Genomic DNA, 19931 nt, shown 5'->3' on the forward strand with positions numbered 1-19931 from the left:
CGTCCTGCGGCTCCCGGACGGTACGGCACCTTTGACAGGTAACGGGACCAACTCGTTATCAGCAAATGCCGAACCCCCTGCCCTTCAACGGGAGTAGTTTTCGCCCATCCCGCCGTTGGGAGTGAGCCGGGTCACACGAGGGTGACCGGCCGCAATTCGCGCAAGGAGTCTTCGATGGCTTTGGGCTGGAAACTGCACGGGGACGGCAAGACGATGGGCCCCGACGACGTCGTCGCCCCGGACGAACGGCTTTCGTGGGGCAAGACGGTCGGGCTGGGCGCCCAGCACGTCGTCGCGATGTTCGGTGCGACCTTCGTCTTCCCGCTCATCATGGGCCTCAACCCGCAGCTCGCGATCATGATGAGCGGTCTCGCGACGATCCTCTTCCTGCTCATCGTCAACGGGAAGGTGCCCAGCTACCTCGGCACGTCGGCCAGCTTCGTCGGTGGCGTCGCGGCCATCCGCGCGCAGGGAGGCGACTCGGCGGACGTCACTGGCGCCATCCTCGTCGCCGGCGTCGTCCTGGCACTCGTCGGTCTGCTCATCCACTTCATGGGCTCAGGTGTGCTCCACCGGGTCCTGCCGCCAGTCGTCACCGGTGCGGTCGTCATGCTCATCGGCTTCAACCTGGCCCCCGTGGTCGCCGGTATCTACTGGCCCCAGGACCAGTGGATCGCGGTGCTCGTCATGACGTTCACCATCGTGTGCGCGGTGGCGTTCCGGGGGTTCATCTCACGGATCGCCGTCTTCCTCGCGCTCATCTTCGGCACCGTCCTGTCCTGGCTCTTCGACAAGGGATTCGGTCAGATCACCTCGTTCGACGCCGGGGCGGGCAAGGTCACGACGCACTTCCGCACCAACTTCGACAGGGTCTCGAGCGAGCCCTGGTTCGGTCTGCCGTCCCAGACGATGGTCGCCCAGGACGGTAAGGAGGTCGTCGGCTGGCACACGCCGTCGTTCTCGGTCGCGTTCGTCCTGCTCGTGCTCCCCGCCGTCATCGCCCTCATCGCCGAGAACACCGGGCACGTCAAGGCCGTCGCCGAGATGACCGGGCATGACCTCGACCCGGTCATGGGCCGCGCGATCGCTGCGGACGGCGTCGGCACCGCGCTCGCCTCCGCCGTCGGCGGTTCGCCCACGACCACCTACGCGGAGAACATCGGCGTCATGGCCGCGACCCGCGTGTACTCGACGGCCGCCTACTACGTCGCCGCCATCGTGGCGATCGTCTTCGGCCTCTCGCCGAAGTTCGGCGCGCTCGTGGCCTCCGTGCCCGGCGGGGTCCTCGGCGGCATCACCGTGGTCCTGTACGGCATGATCGGCCTGCTCGGCGCCAAGATCTGGAAGGAGAACGGCGTCGACTTCGGCAACCCGATCAACCTCGTCCCGATCGCGGCCGGCATCATCATGGGCGTCGGCAACGTCACGTTGACCTTCACCGACACCTTCTCGTTGACGGGCATCGCGCTCGGCACGATCGTCGCCATCGCCGGTTGGCACCTGGCCAAGGCCATCGCGCCCTCGCAGCTGCGGGCCCGCGCCGAGGCGGCCGGAGGGACGATGATCTCGCTCGGTGAGGAAGAGGGGGCCTACGGCGACGCCGACGGGATCGACGACCTCTACCAGCGCGACGACCGACGCGGGCCGCGCCGCTGAGCACCCGCTAGACACTGTGGTCAGGGCCCTCGAGCAGTCGAGGGCCCTGTGCACAGCGGGGCCACTCGAGCGCGGGGACGGGCCGGGGGCCTGTGCACACTGGGGCCACTCGAGCGCGCGGACGGGCCGGGGCCTGTGCACACCGGGGCCACTCGAGTGTGCTGGCACGTTGTGCCAAACGCCCACGGCCAGCGACGTACACAACCCTCTGGTGCCACACGGGCCCGGAAGGCAGGATCAGTTCGGTGAAGCCCGCCCCATTCGTGCACCACGCACCCCGCTCGGTCGAGGAGGCCATCCGCGTCCTCGCCGAGGTCGGTCACGACGGCAAGGTCCTCGCGGGTGGCCAGAGCCTCATCCCGATCCTCAACATGCGGCTCGCCTCACCGGGCCACCTCGTCGACATCAACCGCGTCGAGGGGCTCGCGGACGTCACCGTGGCGAACGGCTGGGTGCGGGTCGGCGCGTTGGTGCGCCACCGCGAGCTCGAGCGGTCCGAGCCGGCTCAGCTGGCCCAGCCGGTGCTGCGCCAGGCCCTCCTGCGCGTCGCCCACCCGGCGATCCGCACCCGCGGCACCACGGTGGGTTCCATCGCGCATGCCGACCCGTGCGGCGAGATGCCCGCGATCCTCGCGCTCACCGAGGGGGTCGTGGAGGCAACCGGTCCAGCGGGCCCGCGGGACATCGCGTGGCCGGACTTCTTCCAGGGCACCCTGGAGACCTCGCTGGCCCCGGACGAGCTGGTGGTCGCCGTCCGCTTCGGCTGCTTCGTCGACGGCACCGGCACCGCGTTTCTCGAGTCGGCGCGCAGGTCCGGCGACTACGCCCTGGCCGGCGTCGGCGTCGCCGTGACGCTCCAGGACGGGACCGTCTCCGGGGCGCGCGCCTCGTTCGTCTCCCTCACCGACGTGCCCTCCGTGCTCGACCTGGAGCCGGTCGTCGGCGGGGTCGAGCCGGGGTCGAGCGCCTGGGACGCCGCGCTCGAGGCCGCGGTCGAGGCGGTCCGCGACCACGTCGAGCCGGAGTCCGACATCCACGCCACGTCCGAGTACCGCCGGATGCTGGCGGGCGAGCTGACGAAGCGGGCACTGGCGCAGGCGGCGCGAAGTGCACACTCGACGGGGACCCGTGCTCCGGAGGACTCGTCGAGTGTGCAGGACGTGCCGGGCCGGGCGGCGCGAAGCGCGCACTCGACGGGAACGAGGGCGGCGCGAGATGCCCACTCGACGGGGGGCGGGCGCGACGACGTCCCGGTCACCCTCGTCGTCAACGGGACCCGGCGCACCGCGACGGTGCCCGCACGGCGGCTGCTCTCCGACTTCCTGCGCCACGACCTCCAGCTGACCGGCACCCACGTCGGCTGCGAGCACGGCGTCTGCGGCGCCTGCACGGTCCTCGTCGACGGGGAGCCGGCCCGCTCGTGCCTGATGTTCGCCGTCACCGCACAGGACCACGCCATCACCACGGTCGAGGGACTCGCCTCCGAGGAGGCGATGAGCCCCGTCCAGCAGGCCTTCACCGAGTGCCACGGCCTCCAGTGCGGCTTCTGCACGCCGGGCTTCCTCACCACGGTCACCGCCTACCTCGACGAGAACCCCTCCCCCACCGCTGCGGACGCGCGCGAGGCCATCTCGGGCAACCTCTGCAGGTGCACCGGCTACCAGAACATCGTCAAGAGCGTCCTGCGCGCCGCCGAGCTGCGGGAGGAGCAGTCCGAGCCGTATGCCGCTGAGCCGGCTCCGCGGCATACGGCCAGTTCCGTTGTGGCTGAGGGAGAGTCAGCGTGACGACCCAGATGTTCGGGGCGCCGGTCAGGCGGCGCGAGGACCCGCGGCTCGTCACCGGCGGGGGGCGCTACCTCGACGACCTGGGTCACGACGCGCTCGAGGTCGCCTTCGTGCGGAGCCCGCACGCGCACGCGCGGATCCTCGAGATCGACGTGGCCGACGCGATCGACGTCGAGGGGGTCGCGGGCATCTATGTCCACGAGGACCTCACCGGTCCCATGGCCGAGCCGCTCCCCCTCCTCATCCCACACCCGACCCTGACTCACGGTCGGACGGCCCACGCCCTGGCCAAGGACGAGGTCAACCACGTCGGCGAGGCCATCGTCATGGTCGTCGCGACCGACCGCTACGTCGCCGAGGACGCCTGCCAGCGCATCCGCATCAGCTATGAGCAGCTCCCCGTCGTCGTCGGCGTCGAGGCCGCGCGAGACGGAGCACACCTCGTCCACGACGACGTCCCCGGCAACGTCGCCGCGCACATGACCCAGGCCGTCGGGGACGTCGAGGCCGCCCTCGCCTCAGCGCCGCACACGCTGACGCTCGACCTGGACATCGAGCGCAGCGCCTCGATGCCGCTGGAGGGCAAGGGCGTCTACGCACGCTGGGACGACGAGCGCGACGAGCTGCGGATGTACTCCTCCACCCAGACCTCCACCGGCGTGCGGGCCGCCGTCGCAGCGCGGCTCGGCCTGCCCCTCGCCAAGGTCGAGTGCATCGCGCCGGACGTCGGCGGCGGCTTCGGCGTCAAGATCGTGCACCCCTGGCCCGAGGAGGTCCTCGTGGCGTGGGCGGCACGGCGCCTGGGGCGGCCGGTCAAGTGGGCCGAGGACCGTCGCGAGCACTTCATCTCCTCCGCGCACGAACGCGGCCAGCTCCAGCACGTCACCGTCGGCTTCGACGACGACGGCCGACTGCTCGGCCTCGACGTGACGTTCTGGCACGACAACGGCGCCTACACGCCGTACGGCATCATCGTGCCGATCATCACCTCGACCCAGCTGCTCGGTCCCTACAAGCCGGGCACCTACCGCGTCGAGTTCTGGTCGCTCTACACCAACACGGTGATCGTCACGCCGTACCGCGGGGCCGGCCGGCCGCAGGGCGTCTTCGCGATGGAGCGCGTCATGGACGCCATCGCCGACCAGCTCGGCCTCGACCGGGCCGAGGTCCGGTCGCGCAACTTCATCCAGCCGTCGGAGATGCCGTACGACCACGGGCTGCTCTTCCAGGACGGTCGGCCGCTCAGGTACGACTCCGGCGACTTCCCGGCCAGCCTCGACAAGCTGAAGAAGCTCGTCGGCTGGGACGACTTCAGCGAGTACCGGACGCAGGCCGAGGCGGAGGGCCGCAAGGTCGGCCTCGGGATCGGCTGCTACGTCGAGGGAACCGGGGTCGGTCCCTACGAGGGCGGCCACATCCAGATCGAGACCTCCGGGCGCGTCAACGTGTCGACCGGCCTCACCTCCCAGGGGCAGGGCCACGAGACCGCCTTCGCGCAGATCGTCGCCCAGGAGCTCGGGGTCCGGATCGACGACGTCCACGTGACGACCGGAGACACCCGCCGGATGCCCTATGCCGTCGGCACCTTCGCGTCCCGGGCCGCCGTGATGTCCGGCAACGCCATCGCGCTCGCCGCTCGCAACGTCCGCGCCAAGGCACTGCGGATCGCGGCCGAAGCCCTCGAGGTGTCCGTCGACGACCTCGAGATCCTCGACGGGACGGTCTCGGTCAAGGGCGCGCCGCACACGTCGATGACGCTCGGCACCGTCTCCGTCTTGTCGAACCCGCTCCGTTACGCCTTCGACGAGGCGGCCAAGGCCGCAACGCAGTTCGCCGGCACCTTCGACCCGGACAAGCCGCCGGTCGCCGACGACGAGGAGCCGGGGCTGGAGGGCAAGGACTTCTACTCGCCCACCCAGGCGACCTTCGCCAACGGCATGCACGCCGCGATCGTCGAGACCGACCCCGTCACGGCCGAGATCAGCATCCTGCGCTACTGCGTCATCCACGACTGCGGCCCGATGATCAACCCGATGATCGTCGAGGGGCAGGTCCACGGCGGCGTCGCGCAGGGAGTCGGGGGTGCGCTCTACGAGCGGATGGACTACGACTCGTCCGGGCAACTGCTCAACGCCTCCTTCATGGACTTCCTCATGCCCTACGCCTCCGAGGTGCCGACGATCGAGACCGACCACCTCGAGACACCCTCACCGCTGAACCCGTTGGGGATCAAGGGCGCCGGGGAGGCCGGATGCATCCCGGTCACGGCCGTCATCGCGTCGGCGATCGAGGACGCCGAGGGCTTCCCGATCACCCGGATGCCGATCTCGCCCAACGACCTGTTCGAGCTGCGGCGCCGCCACGCCGCCGGGGAGCTGCCCTCGCTCCGGCGGGCACGAGCTGCGCACTCGACAGAGGGCTCACCCCCAGACCCGACGTCCGACCCTTCGACGCAGGAGCCGACCGCATGAAGATCTCCGGCACCGCCTCCCTCTCCGCGGACCCGCTCCAGGTCTGGGACGCCATCCACGACCCGGCGGTCCTCGCCCGGGCCCTGCCCGGCTGCGAGCGCCTCGTCGAGGTCGCCCCCGACCACTACGCCATGACGGTCACCGCAGGGGTCGCCGCGATCAAGGGGACCTACGACGGCGAGGTCCGCCTGGTCAACCCCCAGCACCCGGAGTCCTTCACCATGAAGGCCTCCGGGTCGGGGGCGCCGGGCACCGTGGCCGCCGACGTCGACGTGCGCGTGGCAGCGAGCGACGACGGGGGCACATGGGTCACCTACGACGCCGACGCGACGGTCGGCGGGCCGATCGGCGGCGTCGGCCAGCGGATGCTGTCCGGGGTGACGAAGAAGATGGCGGGCCAGTTCTTCGCCGCCCTCGACGCCGAGATCGCCGGCGTCCCGCCCGAGCTCCGCGCCCAGTTCCCCGCGCCGACCGCGCTCGGACCGGGTGCCGACGCGGGGGCGGGTGCCGTGGAGCCGACCCCGACGGGAGCCGGCGCCCCGAGCGGGACCGGGCCCAGCGGCATACGGCCTGCTGGTGCGGTCTATTCCGGGAAGGCGGCGACGAGCGCGGAGTCCACCCGGATCAAGGACTTCGTCATGGGCACGTTCGCCGGCGCCGGGATCGCCTTCCTCGGCGTCATCATCGGCTGGGCCATCGGAAGGGGATGACATGCGCGCCTTCACCGCAGCGGCGATCCAGGTCGCACCGCTCGCCGGCCCCCTGACCCGGGAGACGATCAGGGGCAACCTCGACCGATGCGTCGACTTCACCCGCCGGTGCGTCGACGCGACCGGCGCGGAGCTCGTCGTGCTGCCCGAGTCGGCCACGACCGGCTTCACACCCGGCTGCTCCACGGAGGAGCTCTGGGACCTCGTCACCGAGCTACCCGGCGCGATGATCGAACCGATCCAGCAGGTCGCCCGTGAGACCGGCGCGCACGTGTGCCTCGGGACGTACGAGCGGGGGCAGGAGCGCGGGGTCGTCCACAACGCGTCTGCGCTCATCTCCCCCGCCGGCGAGCTGCTCGACGTCTACCGCAAGACGCACCCGTTCTGCACCGAGGCGGTCAGCGGCGGCGGCTGGGTGACGCCAGGCTCGTCCGTGACGGTCTGCGACACCGACCTGGGCAGGATCGGCATGATCATCTGCTTCGACGGTGACTACCCGGAGCTCACGCGGATCCAGGCCGTGCAGGGTGCCGAGATCATCTGCCGGCCCTCGGCGCTGCTGCGCTCGGCCGACATCTGGGACCTCACCTCGCGTGCCCGCGCCTACGACAACCACGTCTACGTCATCGGGGCCAACGCGACCGGGATCGACCCGGCCGGGGTGATCTACTTCGGCAACTCCCACATCGTCACCCCGATCGGGCACGTCGTCGCGAGGGCGGCGAGCCACGAGAGCTGGATCTCGGCGCGGCTCGACCCCGCAGAGGCGCTCGCCTCGCTCACGCCGGGGTCGAGCGTCGGCCAGGGCTTCGACCACCTGCGGGACCGCAACCTCGACCTGATCCGTGGTCATCGCGACGAGCTCGAGCGCCCGGCTGCCAGCTCGTTCTGGCACGACCCGGCCAGGCGCGGCAACGACGGCTGACCCCGCCGGCCGGGCCGGGCCGCGTCGGGCCGCGTCGGGCCGCGACGGGCCGCGTCCTCGTCGCCCTCGTCGCCCTCGTCGCCCTCGAATCAGCCCGACCCCTCGTCGAACCGCCGCAGCAGCTCCCGGATCGCGCGCATCTCCTCCTCCAGCGCCTGCCGCCCGGTCCGCGTGATCGTGACCCGCGTGCGGGGGCGCCGGCCCGAGTAGCCCTTCTCCACCTGGACGAGGCCCTGGCCCGCGAGCACCTCGAGGTGGCGTCCGAGGTTGCCGTCGGTCAGCTGGAGCAGCGACTTGAGGTAGGTGAAGTCGGCCCGGTCGGCCTCCGCGAGGACGGCGAGGATGCCGAGTCGCGCCTTCTGGTGGACGACGTCGTTGATCGTGCTCGTCGGGTGCGGCGCGCCCTCCGCGTTCACTCCCCCTCGCCACCCAGGGATGCCCGCTCTCGGAGGTCGGCCTGCCGGGCGCGCCATCCGGTCACGAGCAGGAGAGCCCCCAGCGTGGTCAGCGCCAGCACGTCAGCGGTCCCCCCGATGGCGTGCGCCGCGTCCGACGGGACCCTGAGCATCTCGAGGAGGTCGTAGGTGCGGTTGTTGACGAAACCACGGACGCGAGCACGGTCACGACCCCGAAGAGCAGCACCCACCGGGCCAGTCGACCGTTGTGCCGCCGCCGCGCCACGAGGAGAAGGGCCAGGGTGATCAGGGCGGTGGGATAGAGGAACCCGATCACCCACAGGAACACGCCGAGGATCGGCACGACGTCACTGACGACCATCAACATGAGGACGCCGACACCTGCGGCGATCCACGTCGAGGCACCCGCGCCGGCCCCGGTCTGCCGACCCCGCCACCAGAACCAGAGGCCGATCCCGATCAGGCCCAGGGCCCCGATGGTGCCCCAGTAGGTCTGGACGACGGTGTCGAGAGCCAAGCGGGCCCCGGTCAGCTGGCCGGCCGCCCCCGGGACCTCGTCCGTGAAGAGCCACACCTGCTCGGCCAGGAGCAGAGCGGCGTAGACGACCGTCAGCGGCCCCAGCACCAGGAGGGGAATCGCGACGCCCTGCTGGTCAGCGCGGGCGAGCCGCCGCACTGCCTCGGTGCGGGTGAGCACGTCGCGCGCGGACGCGGCGGCCGCAGCCTCCCGTTGTCCGTCGGTCATCTGGGCCCCTTCGTCGGATCCGCGCTGCTCCATGCGTTGACTCTGCACCGCAGAGTAGTCGAGAGTCAAGAGTGACGGCGCGACGGGTAGGAGCAGGACCATGAGCATCCACGACGAGACCAACCCCCGCGGCTCCTTCCCCCGGCTCGCCGTCGTCACGGGCGCCGACTCCGGGATCGGCCGCGCGACCGCCCTGCTGCTGGCGGCGGAGGGCTTCGACATCGGGCTCACCGTCCATGACGACGTCGCCGGCGCCGAGGAGACGGCCCGTGAGGTCGCCACTCGCGGCCAGCGATGCGTGCAGGCGCGGTTCGACGCGTCAGGGCCGGACGCCGGCGAGGTCGTCGACCAGCTCGCCGACCAGCTCGGCGGGCTCGGCGTCCTCGTCAACGTCGCCGGCACGGGGCAGTCCGAGCTCGCGGCGGACCTGCCCCTCGAGACCTGGAACCATGTCCTCGCCACCGACCTGACGGGCCCGTTCCTCTGTGCCCAACGGGCCGCGCGCAGGATGGTCGCGGCGGGCCACGGAGGACGGATCATCAACGTCACGAGCGTCCACGAGCACGTCCCCCGTGTCGGTTCGGCCGCCTACTGCGCCGCCAAGGCCGGGCTCGGCATGCTGACCAAGGTCCTCGCCCTCGAGCTGGCCGAGCACGGGATCACCGTGAACTCGGTCGCGCCGGGCGAGATCGCGACGGAGATGACGGGCCAGCAGGAGCAGGACGCCTACCGGGAGGAGCGGCCGGGCAACCCGCTCGGCCGCCCGGGCCACGTCAACGAGGTGGCCTCCGTCATCGGCTTCCTCGCGTCGCCTCGGTCGGCCTACGTCACGGGGTCGTCCTACGCCGTCGACGGCGGGCTCATGCTCATGGCCGCGCACGGCCACGACGAGGCCGGCTCCTCCTGGCGCCGCCCCTGACCCCCATCCCGTATGCCGCTGAGCTCCCCGAGTGCCCACGCGCGGTGGGCAGCCTCCCGTCCCATCAGGAGGCCGGGTCGGGCTCGGCGGCGCGGCTGGGCCACACGCCGGAGGTCAGCCGCTCGTAGGACCGGCGGACGAGCTCGCACAGGAGACGCTCGGGGGCCCGACCGAGCGGTCGGGGCCCCGAGAAGGCGATGTCGGTGGCGCGTCAGTAGGCGAGCGCGTGGGTCAGGGCCCAGGCGTTGTAGCCGCCGACGATGTCGGAGACGTCGGTGAAGCCCTTGGCGCGAAGCAGGCTCGCCCCGACGTTGCTCCGCCAGCCGCCGGCGCAGTAGAGGACGACGGGCTTCTGCGGGTCGAGCTCGCCCATCCGACCCGGCAGCTCGGCCAGGGGCAGGTGCACGGCGCCGGGGATCGTCCCGCCCGCGAGCTCACCGATGTTGCGGATGTCGAGGAGCTGGACCTGCTCGCTCTCGCAGATCTCCTCGACCTGCGAGACGGTGAGCCGGCTCGAGCGCTCGACGCGGTCCTCGCGGGCGAGCAGGTAGCTCTCCGGGTCGGCGACGTGGCCGAGGACGTGGTCGAAGCCGATCCGGTGGAAGCGCACCGCCGTCTCCTGGGCCTCCTCGTCCGAGGCGAGGATGACGAACTGCTGCGTCGGGTCGAGCACGGTGCCCACGGTCTCGGCGAGGCGGCCGTCGGTGGGGATGCTGATCGAGCCCTTGAGGTGGCCGGCGGCGAACTCCTGCTGGTCGCGGGCGTCGACGAGGATCGCACCGGCGGCGAGGGCCTCGTCGACCTGCTCATCCGTCAGCGGTGGGATCGTCGCGTCCGTGTCGCGGACCGAACGCTCGGCCTTGTTGAGCGTCGCGTTGTAGACGAAGTAGGCGGGGGCAGCCGACTGGCCCTCGGTGACGACGTCGAGGAAGGCCTCCTCGCTCATCGGCTGGCAGGCGTAGTTGAGCTTGCGCTGCTCGCCGATCGTGGACTGCTTCTCGGTCGAGAGGTTCTTGCCGCACGCCGAGCCGGCACCGTGGGCGGGGAAGACGCGGACCTCGTCGGGCAGGCCCATGAGCTTGTGCTGGACCGAGTCGTAGAGCATCCGGCCCAGCTCCTCGGCGGTGACGCCGACCGAGGCGAGCAGGTCGGGGCGGCCGACGTCGCCGATGAAGAGCGCGTCGCCGGTGAGGACGCCGTAGGCGACCTCGTCGTCGGCGTGCTCGTAGACGAGGACGCTGACCGACTCGGGGGTGTGGCCCGGGGTGGACATGATCTCGAGGGTGACGTCGCCGAGGCTGATGCGCTCACCGTCGTCCAGCGAACGGACCTCGAACTCCGGCTGCGCCGCGGCGCCGTAGCCGATCCAGGCGCCCGTCTCGCGAGCCAGCTCGAGATGGCCGGAGAGGAAGTCGGCGTGGAAGTGGGTGTTGATGATCCCGACGATGGTCAGGCCGTGCTCACGGGCGTCCGCGAGGTACTCGGCGACGTCGCGGCGCGGGTCGACGATGACGGCCTGGCCGGTGGTGTCGTCGGCGACGAGGTAGGACGCCTGAGAGAGGCAGTCGAGGTAGTACTGCGTGAAACGCATTGCGTGCTCCTTGGCTGGGCGGTTGCCTGTTTCACCGATCCTAACTCATACCCCCGGGGGTATATTTCCCGAGCTCGTCTCAGGCATGCTCTCAGCATGACCGTCATCAAGATCAATGCCATCACCGTCTCCGCCGACAGCGGCGACGAGCTCGCCCGGCGCTTCGCCGCCCGGGCCGGCGCGGTCGACGACCAGGACGGCTTCGAAGGCTTCGAGCTGCTCAAGCCGACCGACGACCGGACGACGTGGCTCGTCGTGACGCGGTGGCGTGACGAGGCGGCCTTCGAGGCGTGGACCAGCTCGAGGGCCTTCGGCCAGGGCCACGCGCGCCCCGCGACGGGCGAGGGTGAGGCCGCGCGGCCCGTCGGCATGAGCGCCGAGCTGTGGTCCTACGAGGTGGCAGGCGGCTCCACCCCCTGACGCACGAACCTCACCGATGCGGCCTCAAAAGTCGCCGCTCCACCGTGCCACCCAGTCGGTGCGGGCGCCCACGCGACCCACCCTCGCAACCCTTTTCGGGATGTTTCACGTATCGGTGGGTGTCGGTCATCTGCCGACGTCTCACCACCAGGCGAAGGACACGGGGGTATGAGCGCAAGCGACGACGAATTCACCGAGCTCGTCAGGGCGAACCAGTCTCGACTGGTCCATGCAGCAACGCTGATCACAGGCAGTCGGGCCCGCGGCGAGGACCTGGGCCCAGGAAGCACTCCTCAAGACGTATCTCGCGTGGGGACGCGTCCGGCAGGGCCAGGCGTACGCCTACACCCGGCGGGTCATGGTCAACCACAACATCGACCGCTGGCGGCTGCGCCACCGCGAACCGGATCATGGTCTTCGGTTCCGAGGAGGACGCCGTCAGTGCGATGGCCTGGCTGGTGGACAACGGGGACGGATGCCCGTCAGGCTCCCCCGACAAGCCGGGGACGGCGGCTGCTGACCGGCACCGGACCGCGCGAGCCGGGAGGCGGGTCCGCCTCCCGGCTCGTGGCGGATCTACGCGGCCCGAGTGGCTTCCATTGGCAGGTTGTGCCAACGAAAGCGCCCCACCGGCCCGGTTGAATCGCTGGAGCACCACAGCACGGAGACGACCGAGGAGCGCGCATGCCCGCAGGAGGGGCCCCGGCCCGACGGATCAGGATCGGCATCGACACCGGGGGGACCTTCACGGACGTGGTCGCTCTCGACGAGCACACCGGCGAGCTGGTGACGACGAAGACCCCGTCGACGCCGAGCAACCCCGCCGACGGCTTCATCAACGGCCTGCGCAAGGTGCTCGAGGTCATGGGTGCGACCGGCGAGGACATCTCGGCCGTCTCACACGGCACCACGGTGGCGACGAACAAGCTCCTCGAGGGCAAGGTCGACCGGCTCGGCTTCATCACGACCGAGGGCTACGAGTTCATCCTCGAGATCGCCCGACAGGCCGTGCCCGACGGGTACGGCAACTCGTACTTCTGGGTCAAGCCGCCGCGCATCGTGCCCGCGGACCTCGTGCGCACCGTCGGGGGGCGATTCGACTTCGAGGGCAACGAGGTCCGGCCCTTCGACGAGGAGGGCGCCGTCGCCGCCGCCCGCTGGTTCCGCCACCGCGGGATCACCACCATCGGCGTGTGCCTGCTGCACTCCTACGCCAACGACACGCACGAGCTCGCGCTGCGCGAGGTGCTGCTGAGGGAGCACCCCGAGGCCGTCGTGTCGATCAGCTCGGAGGTGCTGCGGGAGTACCGCGAGTACGAGCGCTCCATGACGACCCTCGTCGATGCCGCGGTCAAGCCCAGCGTCTCCCGCTACGTCGCCAACATCCACCGACGACTCGATGATTTCCTGAGCCAGCCACGCGGGTCTTCCGGGGGGAGCACGGGGGGCGAAGCCCCCCGTGGGTTGCCCTTCTACGTCATGAAGAGCAACGGCGGGGTGCTCTCTGCCGACGAGGTGGTCCACCAGCCGATCACGACCGTCCTGTCGGGTCCGGCGGCCGGCGCGCTCGGCGCCGGCCTCATCGCCCGGCGGGCCGGCTTCCCGAAGGTGCTCACCTGTGACGGCGGCGGCACCTCCACCGACGTCTCGGTCGTCCTCGACGGCGAGCCGACCCTCACGACGGAAGGCACGGTCGGCGCCTACCCGAGCAAGATCCCGATGATCGACGTGGTGACGGTCGGGGCGGGCGGAGGCTCCATCGCGTGGATCTCGCCGGAGGGCACGCTCAAGGTGGGCCCGCAGTCGGCCGGCGCCGACCCGGGGCCGCTCTGCTACGCCAAGGGCGGCACGGAGCCGACGATCACCGACGCCCACGTCGTGCTCGGCCGCATCCCGCCACATCTCCTCGGCGGCGAGATCCCCCTCGACGTCGAGGCGGCCCGTAGCGGCATCGAGGCGCTGGCCGGGCGACTCGGCCTCGACGTCGACCGCTGCGCCACCGGGATCCTCGAGATCTCCGCGTGGAACCAGGCCAACGCCCTGCGCCAGGTCAGCGTCAAACGCGGTCTCGATGTCCGCGACTTCATGCTGACCACCTTCGGGGGTTCCGGCTCGCTGCTGGCCTGCCGACTCGTCGACATCCTCGGGCTCGCGGGGGTCGTCGTCCCGCAGAACCCCGGCAACGTCTCGGCGTTCGGGCTACTCACCGTCGACGTCAAGAACGACTACGTCCAGACGGCGGTCGCCCGCCACGCCCACCTCGACCACGGCGCTGTCCAGAAGACCTTCGCCGAGCTGACCGACCGGGCGGCGAAGGCCCTCGACGTGGAGGGCTTCCCCCGGGACACGCACCGCTACACGCGGACCGTCGACCTCCGCTACTTCGGGCAGGCCTACGAGGTTCGCGTCCCCGCCCCGGAGGGTGACGTCGACGAGCCGTATGCCGCTGACGTCGCCTCCCGCTTCCACGCCGGGCACCGCGCCACGTACGGCTACGACTTCCGTGACGACCCCACGCAGCAGGTCGAGTGGGTCAACCTGCGCGTCACCGGCATCGGCCCGATCACTCGCCCTGAGCTCCGCGAGATCGCCTCGGCGACGGCCGAGTCGACCCCCTTGGCAGAGCGGGCCCTGACGTCGCGCCGGCCGGTCTGCTTCGAGGCCGCCGACGGCTACGTCGAGACGGCGGTCTGGTGGCGGCCCGACCTGCGCGCCGGCGACGAGATCGAGGGCCCGGCGGTCATCGAGGAGTTCGGCTCGACCGTGCCGGTCCATCCCGGTTTCACGGTCCGCGTCGACGCGCTCGGAAACCTCGTCATCACCGGGGGAGCCTGACATGTGCCTGTCCTGCCAGACCGCCGTCACCAAGCTCGCCCCCCAGGACGGGGCCGCTTCGAGCGGCAGCGAGCCCAGCGGCATACGGCCTGGTTCTGCTGAGCCACCGGCGAACCCGGCCGGCCTGCCCACCGCCTACGAGCACGGGAACCGGCTCACCCCGGAAGGGACGACGGTCGACCCGATCCTCGTCGAGATCGTCGAGGGCACCCTCGCCAGTGTCGAGATGGAGGTCGAGACGGCGATCTCACGCACGTCCCGGTCCCCGATGATCCGCGACGCCCACGACTTCCGCGCCGGCATCCACGACCGCCAGCTGCGCAAGCTGACCGGCCGGTCCTACTCCGCCCTCGTCCACCCCATCGTCCGCGACTTCCCGGTCGCGGAGATGAACGAGGGCGACGTGTTCTTCCACAACGACGTCTACGAGTCGGAGGGCGGCATCGGACACCTGCCCGACCTGTGCGTCACCGTTCCGGTCTTCCACCTCGGGGAGGTCGTCGCGTTCGTCCAGGCCTTCGGCCACCACGACGACATCGGCGGGGCCGTGCCCGGGTCGATGCCCTCCAACGCCCGATCAGTCTTCGAGGAGGGCCTGTCCGTCCCACCGATCAAGCTGTGGGACAGCGGAGTTCCCAACAAGTCCGCCCTGCGGATCATGACCCGCAACTCCCGGATGCCGGACTCCCTCGCCGCCGACCTCGACGCCGAGTGCTCCGCCTGCCTCATGGGCGCCCGGCGGCTGGCGGAGCTCTTCGAGCGCTACGGCCGCGACACCATCGAGGCGGCGTTCGACGCGATCCTCGACAGGACGACCGAGACCTACCGCCGCGAGATCCTCTCCAAGATCCCTGACGGGACGTACGTGTGGGAGGACTACGCCGAGCACGACGGCGTGGACCAGCCGCGTCTGCACACCCAGCGGATCACCCTGACCAAGACGAGCGACGACGGTGGTCGGATCATCATCGACTTCACCGGGACGAGCCCGCAGGCCAAGGGGCCGATCAACCACTGCGGCGACTACGTCGGCGGCAACTTCCTCAAGAAGTGGCTCGCCCCGATCCTCCGCAACCTCGCCGACACCCCCGAGCGGATGGCCGAGCTCGACGTCAACGAGGGCATCGTGCCGCTCATCGAGATGCGGTTCCCGCCCAAGGGGACGTTGCTGACGCCGATCTACCCCGCGCCGACCAACGCGCGGACCTTCGTCATCCTCCGCCTCCTCGGCGTGCTGGCCGGCGTCGTGGCCAAGGCTGTCGACGGGAAGATGCCCGCGGACCAGGAGACGATCCGCTACACCGGCGTCTACGGCAAGGACCGCGACGGCAACGACTACCTCATGCGCGAGGTGCTCGGCGGCGGGTCGGGCGGGCGCTACTACGCCGACGGCGAGGACACCATCCACGTCGTCCCCGACAGCCGCAACCTGCCGACCGAGTTCACCGAGAGCCGGTTCCCGTTCATCGTCGAGCGGCTCGGGCTCGCGGTCGACTCGGGTGGCGCGGGGCGCCATCGGGGCGGGCTCGGCTACGAGAAGCACATCCGGATGCTGCGCGACGCGAGCTTCATGTCCATCGCGGACCGTTCGATCCTCTCCTGCTGGGGGGTCAAGGGCGGCAAGGCGGGCCGCCCCTTCGAGGTGACCATCGACGTCGGCGGCCCGACCGAGCGGGTCGTGGACGCCCTCGCCAACGACGAGCCCGTGCGGGCCGGCCAGGTGATCCGGATCCGCACGACCGGCGGGGGCGGGTGGGGCGACCCGCTGGAACGGCCCTATGACGAGGTCGAGCGCGACCTGCGGTGGGGGAAGGTGTCCTTCGACGGCGCGCGATCGGACTACGGGGTGGTCGCCGCGGGCACCAAGGACGAGCCCGTCGTCGACGTGGCCGCCTCGGACGGTTTGCGTGCGCAGCTGCGCGCGGCGCGCGAGATGACCCCGCAGCCGTTCTTCGACCGCGGGCCGGGCTACGCGCGGCTGGCGTCCGGCGCGACGGCGGCGGAGGTCGACTGGGTGTGACCTGAGCGGCCGGATGCCGCTGGGCTCGCTCCCCGGGTCCCGTGGGGTCCCGCTCCAGCCCCCCGCGTCGCACGCGTCGAGTGGCCCAGCTGTCCCCACCCACCGGGGGACACCGGGGCCACTCGAGTGGGACGGGAGGCTCCCGACCTGCCGGGGCTCAGGTGCGCAGCAGGGTCCGCATCGCGTCGACGGCGCCGGTGAGGTAGGTCTCGACGACAGCGCGCTCGCCATCGGTGAGCGAGGCCTCCAGGGAGGCGAGCGCCTCGAACATCGGGCGGAGCCAGCCGATCACCTCTGCCCGGCCCGAGGCGGTCACGACGACGACCGTCCGCCGGCCGTCGTCCGGGTGCGGTCGCCGCTCCGCATGGCCGTGGGCGACGAGGCGGTCGACGACTCCGGACGAGGCCGCCGAGGTGATCCGCAGCCGGCGCGCGAGCTCGACCGGCCCGAGCGGCTCCGCCGACAGGTGCTTCAAGGCGTGCAGCTCGCTGACCGACATGCCCGCTCGCCGGGCCACGACGTCGGGCAGCTCGTCGGCCACGTCGAGAAGCTCCTGGAGGGCCTCCAAGGTGCGGCTGGGTCGCCACGCGGGCACCGCTGACTGCATCGCCTCGGACGGGGCATTCGCCATTTCGCTAACCAACTTAGTAAGATCCTTACAGACTTTCCCTCATCGTATCTGGAGAAACCGTGTCACGACTGGCCGATCGTCTCACCGCCCGGTGGTGGGCCGGGCTCATCGCCACCATCGCCCTGCTCGCCTCCGGGACCGTCATCGGTCTGGTCGGCGACGCCGACCGCACACCACGGGTCACCGACACCGTGGCGGCAGGGGCCGACAGCACCAGCGCCGCGGAGCTTCGCGAGCGCCTGCCCCAGTCCAACGACTCCACTGCCGTCGTGCTCTTCAGCCGAGATGGCGCACCACTGACCCAGGAGGACCGGACCGCCATCGCGGAGCGAGCGGCGAGCCTGCCCGGCGCGACCGGGATGCCTGCGGTGCCCAGCGAGGACGGGACCGCCGCGCTGGTCGTCGTGCCGGTGTCGGCCGCCAACGCGCCCGCCGCGGCCGACGTGGTCGGCGAGATCCGCACGGCTGCCAAGGCAGACCTCCCGGAGGGCCTCAGCGCACAGGTGACCGGGCCCGCGGCGATCGAGGCCGACCTCTCAGCGGTCTTCGACGGGGCCAACGTCCGGCTGCTCATCACGACGGCCTCGATCGTCGCGATCCTCCTCGTGGTCACCTACCGAAGTCCGATCCTCTGGCTCATCCCGCTGACCGTCGTCGGCATCGCCGATCGCGTCGCCACCGTGGTCGCCACTCACACCCTCCAGCTCTTCGACGTCGCCTGGGACGAGTCGACCGTCGGGATCCTCTCCGTCCTCGTCTTCGGCGCCGGCACCGACTACGCCCTGCTGCTCATCTCGAGGTACCGCGACGAGCTGCGCCGCTACGCTGACCGCCGACGCGCGATGGCGGTGGCCGTGTCGCGCACGGCTGAGGCCGTCATCAGCAGTGCATCGACGGTCGTCCTCGGGGTGCTCACCCTCGCCCTGTCGGCCTTCCCCGCCACGCGCGGCCTCGGCGTGGCATCCGCGGTCGGGATCGTCGTTGCCGCGGCCTTCGCGCTCCTCGTGCTGCCCCCCGCCCTCGTCGTCTTCGGTCGATGGGTCTTCTGGCCCAAGATCCCGCACGAGGGCGAGCCGGCCCTCGCCGACTCCCGCTCCGTCTGGCGCAGGATCGGCGACGTCGTCGCAGCGCGCCCCAGGACCGTCGTCGCCGTGAGCGCAGCGGCGCTCTTCGCCATGTCCCTGGGTGCCCTCGGCATCAACACCGGCCTGTCCGTCTCGGACCAGTTCCTCGAGAAGCCCGAGGCGATCACGGCGTCCGAGCGCCTCGCCGAGTCGTTCCCCGCCAGCGCCGCCGACCCGGCCATCGTGATGACCACGGGCGACGCGCAGGCGGTGCTCGCTGCCGTCGAGCGAGCCGACGGGGTCGCCTCTGCCAAGGTCAGCGCGCAGGGCAACGGCGTGACCCAGATCGACGCGGTCCTCTCGGGAGCACCGTCCACCGACGAGGCGCGGCAGGGCGTCGAGAGCCTCCGTGCGGCAGTGGCGGGGCAGGCCGGCACCCACGTCGGAGGCACGGAGGCAGCTGCCCTCGACACGGCCGAGGCCTCGGCGAGCGATCGCGCCCTCATCCTCCCGCTCATCCTCGTGCTCGTCCTGGTCGTCCTCATGCTGCTGCTGCGCTCGGTCGTCGCCCCGATCGTCCTCGTGACGACGGTCGTCGCCACGTTCGTCGCGAGCCTCGGCCTGTCGTGGGTGCTCTTCACCCAGGTCTTCGGGTTCCAGCGGCTCGACGACACCGCCCCGCTCTACGCCTTCGTCTTCCTCGTCGCCCTCGGCGTGGACTACAACATCTTCCTCGTCAGCCGGGCACGGGAGGAGGCCCGCGACCACGGCGCGAGGCAGGGCATGCTGCGCGGCCTCGCCGCCACCGGCGGGGTCATCACGAGTGCCGGCATCCTGCTCGCCGCCGTCTTCGCCGTCCTCGGCGTCCTGCCGCTCGTCGTCCTGGCCCAGGTCGGTGTCATCATCTGCGTCGGCGTCCTGCTCGACACCCTCGTCGTCCGGACCCTCGTGGTCCCGGCCATCGCGCTCATCCTCGGTGACCGGTTCTGGTGGCCACGTCGTGTCTCCCGTGTCGAGGACCAGGTCGAGGCAGCGCCCCAGCCCGTCTAGGGGAGGGCGTCGCCGCGGCCGGTCAGTCGACCCGTGCCGGCGTGAGCGATTTGGCTGATTTGGAGCATGGCGAGATCGGGCATACGGCTGATTTGATGGCATGAACGACCTCGACGAAGAGGGTGGATCATGAACGTCACAGCCAGCCACGTCCCCGACGGCGATGTCCACACGCAGAGCGCCGGCACGCGCCGCACGGTCCGTTACGTCGCCGCCGCCATGAGCGCCGCGGTCGCGCTCCTCTACGTGGTGCTCATGCTCCTCGTCAGGAACGCCGAGCTCGAGCCGGGCGCGACGGACACGACGACCTACGGGGGCTACCTCGGGCTCGCCGTCGCCTACGGGATCGGTGCGGTGATCCTGTTCGCGCTCGACAACCGGACCCTCCACCTGCTGGGAGCCGGCGTCCAGATCGCTGTGCTCCTGCTCTTCGTCGTCTTCGGCATCGGGCTGCTCGGCGAGGGCGTCTTCGAGTACGAGGCGATCAGCGACCTTCCCATCGGTCTGTGGGCAGCAGTCATCACCGGCGCCCAGGTCGTCCTCCTGGCCCTGCTCGGCTACCTGGCGGACCGCCGCTTCGAGCAGCCGACGACCTGACCCGCTGCCCGCACCCACCCCCTGAGCGGGAGCGCGCTCCACGTGCGCCGCTGCCTCAGCAGACGTGGATGGGGTCCTCCGTGTAGGTGCCGTC

15 protein-coding genes are annotated in these 19931 nt (G+C 71.1%); 11 read left to right on the top strand and 4 right to left on the bottom strand.

Going from position 1 to position 19931, the window contains the following annotated elements; genetic code table 11:
- The first annotated feature begins 174 nt into the window (after window positions 1-174).
- The 5 genes from ABWV20_RS09915 (at window position 175) to ABWV20_RS09935 (ending at window position 7549) form a co-directional block, all read left to right on the top strand.
- Entirely contained in the window at window positions 175-1656 is a 1482-nt protein-coding gene (locus ABWV20_RS09915) for a uracil-xanthine permease family protein (RefSeq protein WP_353354951.1), read from the top strand.
- A 245-nt stretch (window positions 1657-1901) separates the two neighbouring features.
- On the top strand, window positions 1902-3443 hold the full coding sequence (locus ABWV20_RS09920) for an FAD binding domain-containing protein (protein ID WP_353354952.1): 1542 nt from the start codon (window positions 1902-1904) through the stop codon (window positions 3441-3443).
- Window positions 3440-5914, top strand: a complete 2475-nt coding sequence (gene cutA / locus ABWV20_RS09925) for an aerobic carbon-monoxide dehydrogenase large subunit (RefSeq protein ID WP_353354954.1) — start codon at window positions 3440-3442, stop codon at window positions 5912-5914. The genes ABWV20_RS09920 and cutA overlap by 4 nt, the downstream gene beginning before the upstream one ends.
- Window positions 5911-6624, top strand: a complete 714-nt coding sequence (locus ABWV20_RS09930; RefSeq protein WP_353354956.1) for an SRPBCC family protein — start codon at window positions 5911-5913, stop codon at window positions 6622-6624. Before cutA ends, ABWV20_RS09930 begins: the two co-directional genes overlap by 4 nt.
- Before the next feature lies 1 nt (window position 6625).
- Window positions 6626-7549 (top strand): carbon-nitrogen hydrolase family protein, encoded by a 924-nt coding sequence (locus ABWV20_RS09935; RefSeq protein WP_353354958.1) that lies wholly within the window; start codon window positions 6626-6628, stop codon window positions 7547-7549.
- An 89-nt stretch (window positions 7550-7638) separates the two neighbouring features.
- On the opposite strand, the gene ABWV20_RS09940 is transcribed toward ABWV20_RS09935, so the two are convergent.
- Together ABWV20_RS09940 and ABWV20_RS09945 are read right to left on the bottom strand one after the other, a co-directional pair.
- Window positions 7639-7965 carry a winged helix-turn-helix domain-containing protein gene (locus ABWV20_RS09940; RefSeq protein ID WP_353354959.1) on the bottom strand — a complete coding sequence of 109 codons (327 nt, stop codon included), beginning with the start codon at window positions 7963-7965 and terminating at the stop codon, window positions 7639-7641.
- Window positions 7966-8053: 88 nt separating this feature from the next.
- Window positions 8054-8743, bottom strand: a complete 690-nt coding sequence (locus ABWV20_RS09945; RefSeq protein ID WP_353354960.1) for a hypothetical protein — start codon at window positions 8741-8743, stop codon at window positions 8054-8056.
- Window positions 8744-8810: 67 nt separating this feature from the next.
- Between ABWV20_RS09945 and ABWV20_RS09950 the strand changes: the two genes are divergently transcribed.
- Entirely contained in the window at window positions 8811-9629 is an 819-nt protein-coding gene (locus ABWV20_RS09950; protein ID WP_353354962.1) for an SDR family oxidoreductase, read from the top strand.
- A gap of 211 nt (window positions 9630-9840) precedes the next feature.
- On the opposite strand, the gene ABWV20_RS09955 is transcribed toward ABWV20_RS09950, so the two are convergent.
- Window positions 9841-11220, bottom strand: coding sequence for an MBL fold metallo-hydrolase (locus ABWV20_RS09955; RefSeq protein ID WP_353354964.1), 1380 nt, complete (start codon window positions 11218-11220; stop codon window positions 9841-9843).
- Between the two features lie 96 nt (window positions 11221-11316).
- Here ABWV20_RS09955 and ABWV20_RS09960 point away from each other — a divergent pair, with 96 nt between their 5' ends.
- The 3 genes from ABWV20_RS09960 to ABWV20_RS09970 all read left to right on the top strand — a co-directional run bounded on the left by ABWV20_RS09960 (window position 11317) and on the right by ABWV20_RS09970 (window position 16495).
- Window positions 11317-11640 carry an antibiotic biosynthesis monooxygenase family protein gene (locus tag ABWV20_RS09960; RefSeq protein WP_353354966.1) on the top strand — a complete coding sequence of 108 codons (324 nt, stop codon included), beginning with the start codon at window positions 11317-11319 and terminating at the stop codon, window positions 11638-11640.
- Between the two features lie 684 nt (window positions 11641-12324).
- Window positions 12325-14475, top strand: a complete 2151-nt coding sequence (locus ABWV20_RS09965) for a hydantoinase/oxoprolinase family protein (RefSeq protein WP_353354968.1) — start codon at window positions 12325-12327, stop codon at window positions 14473-14475.
- 1 nt (window position 14476) lies between these two features.
- On the top strand, window positions 14477-16495 hold the full coding sequence (locus ABWV20_RS09970) for a hydantoinase B/oxoprolinase family protein (RefSeq protein ID WP_353354969.1): 2019 nt from the start codon (window positions 14477-14479) through the stop codon (window positions 16493-16495).
- A 157-nt stretch (window positions 16496-16652) separates the two neighbouring features.
- On the opposite strand, the gene ABWV20_RS09975 is transcribed toward ABWV20_RS09970, so the two are convergent.
- Window positions 16653-17126 carry a MarR family winged helix-turn-helix transcriptional regulator gene (locus tag ABWV20_RS09975; RefSeq protein WP_353354971.1) on the bottom strand — a complete coding sequence of 158 codons (474 nt, stop codon included), beginning with the start codon at window positions 17124-17126 and terminating at the stop codon, window positions 16653-16655.
- A gap of 59 nt (window positions 17127-17185) precedes the next feature.
- On the opposite strand from ABWV20_RS09975, the gene ABWV20_RS09980 reads away from it, so the two are divergent.
- Both ABWV20_RS09980 and ABWV20_RS09985 read left to right on the top strand, forming a co-directional pair.
- Window positions 17186-19240, top strand: coding sequence for an MMPL family transporter (locus tag ABWV20_RS09980; protein WP_353354973.1), 2055 nt, complete (start codon window positions 17186-17188; stop codon window positions 19238-19240).
- A gap of 129 nt (window positions 19241-19369) precedes the next feature.
- Complete coding sequence (locus ABWV20_RS09985; protein ID WP_353354975.1) at window positions 19370-19837, top strand: hypothetical protein; 468 nt, start codon at window positions 19370-19372, stop codon at window positions 19835-19837.
- Window positions 19838-19931 lie beyond the last annotated feature (94 nt).

This window comes from Intrasporangium sp. DVR (assembly GCF_040365325.1).
GTDB lineage: Bacteria > Actinomycetota > Actinomycetes > Actinomycetales > Dermatophilaceae > Intrasporangium.

Coding starts and splice junctions, on each gene's coding strand:
- ABWV20_RS09955 (WP_353354964.1), bottom strand. CDS start 11,220: ATGCGTTTCACGCAGTACTACCTCGACTGCCTCTCTCAGGCGTCCTAC.
- ABWV20_RS09960 (WP_353354966.1), top strand. CDS start 11,317: ATGACCGTCATCAAGATCAATGCCATCACCGTCTCCGCCGACAGCGGC.
- ABWV20_RS09945 (WP_353354960.1), bottom strand. CDS start 8,743: ATGGAGCAGCGCGGATCCGACGAAGGGGCCCAGATGACCGACGGACAA.
- ABWV20_RS09915 (WP_353354951.1), top strand. CDS start 175: ATGGCTTTGGGCTGGAAACTGCACGGGGACGGCAAGACGATGGGCCCC.
- ABWV20_RS09970 (WP_353354969.1), top strand. CDS start 14,477: ATGTGCCTGTCCTGCCAGACCGCCGTCACCAAGCTCGCCCCCCAGGAC.
- ABWV20_RS09985 (WP_353354975.1), top strand. CDS start 19,370: ATGAACGTCACAGCCAGCCACGTCCCCGACGGCGATGTCCACACGCAG.
- ABWV20_RS09975 (WP_353354971.1), bottom strand. CDS start 17,126: ATGGCGAATGCCCCGTCCGAGGCGATGCAGTCAGCGGTGCCCGCGTGG.
- ABWV20_RS09950 (WP_353354962.1), top strand. CDS start 8,811: ATGAGCATCCACGACGAGACCAACCCCCGCGGCTCCTTCCCCCGGCTC.
- ABWV20_RS09965 (WP_353354968.1), top strand. CDS start 12,325: ATGCCCGCAGGAGGGGCCCCGGCCCGACGGATCAGGATCGGCATCGAC.
- ABWV20_RS09935 (WP_353354958.1), top strand. CDS start 6,626: ATGCGCGCCTTCACCGCAGCGGCGATCCAGGTCGCACCGCTCGCCGGC.
- ABWV20_RS09930 (WP_353354956.1), top strand. CDS start 5,911: ATGAAGATCTCCGGCACCGCCTCCCTCTCCGCGGACCCGCTCCAGGTC.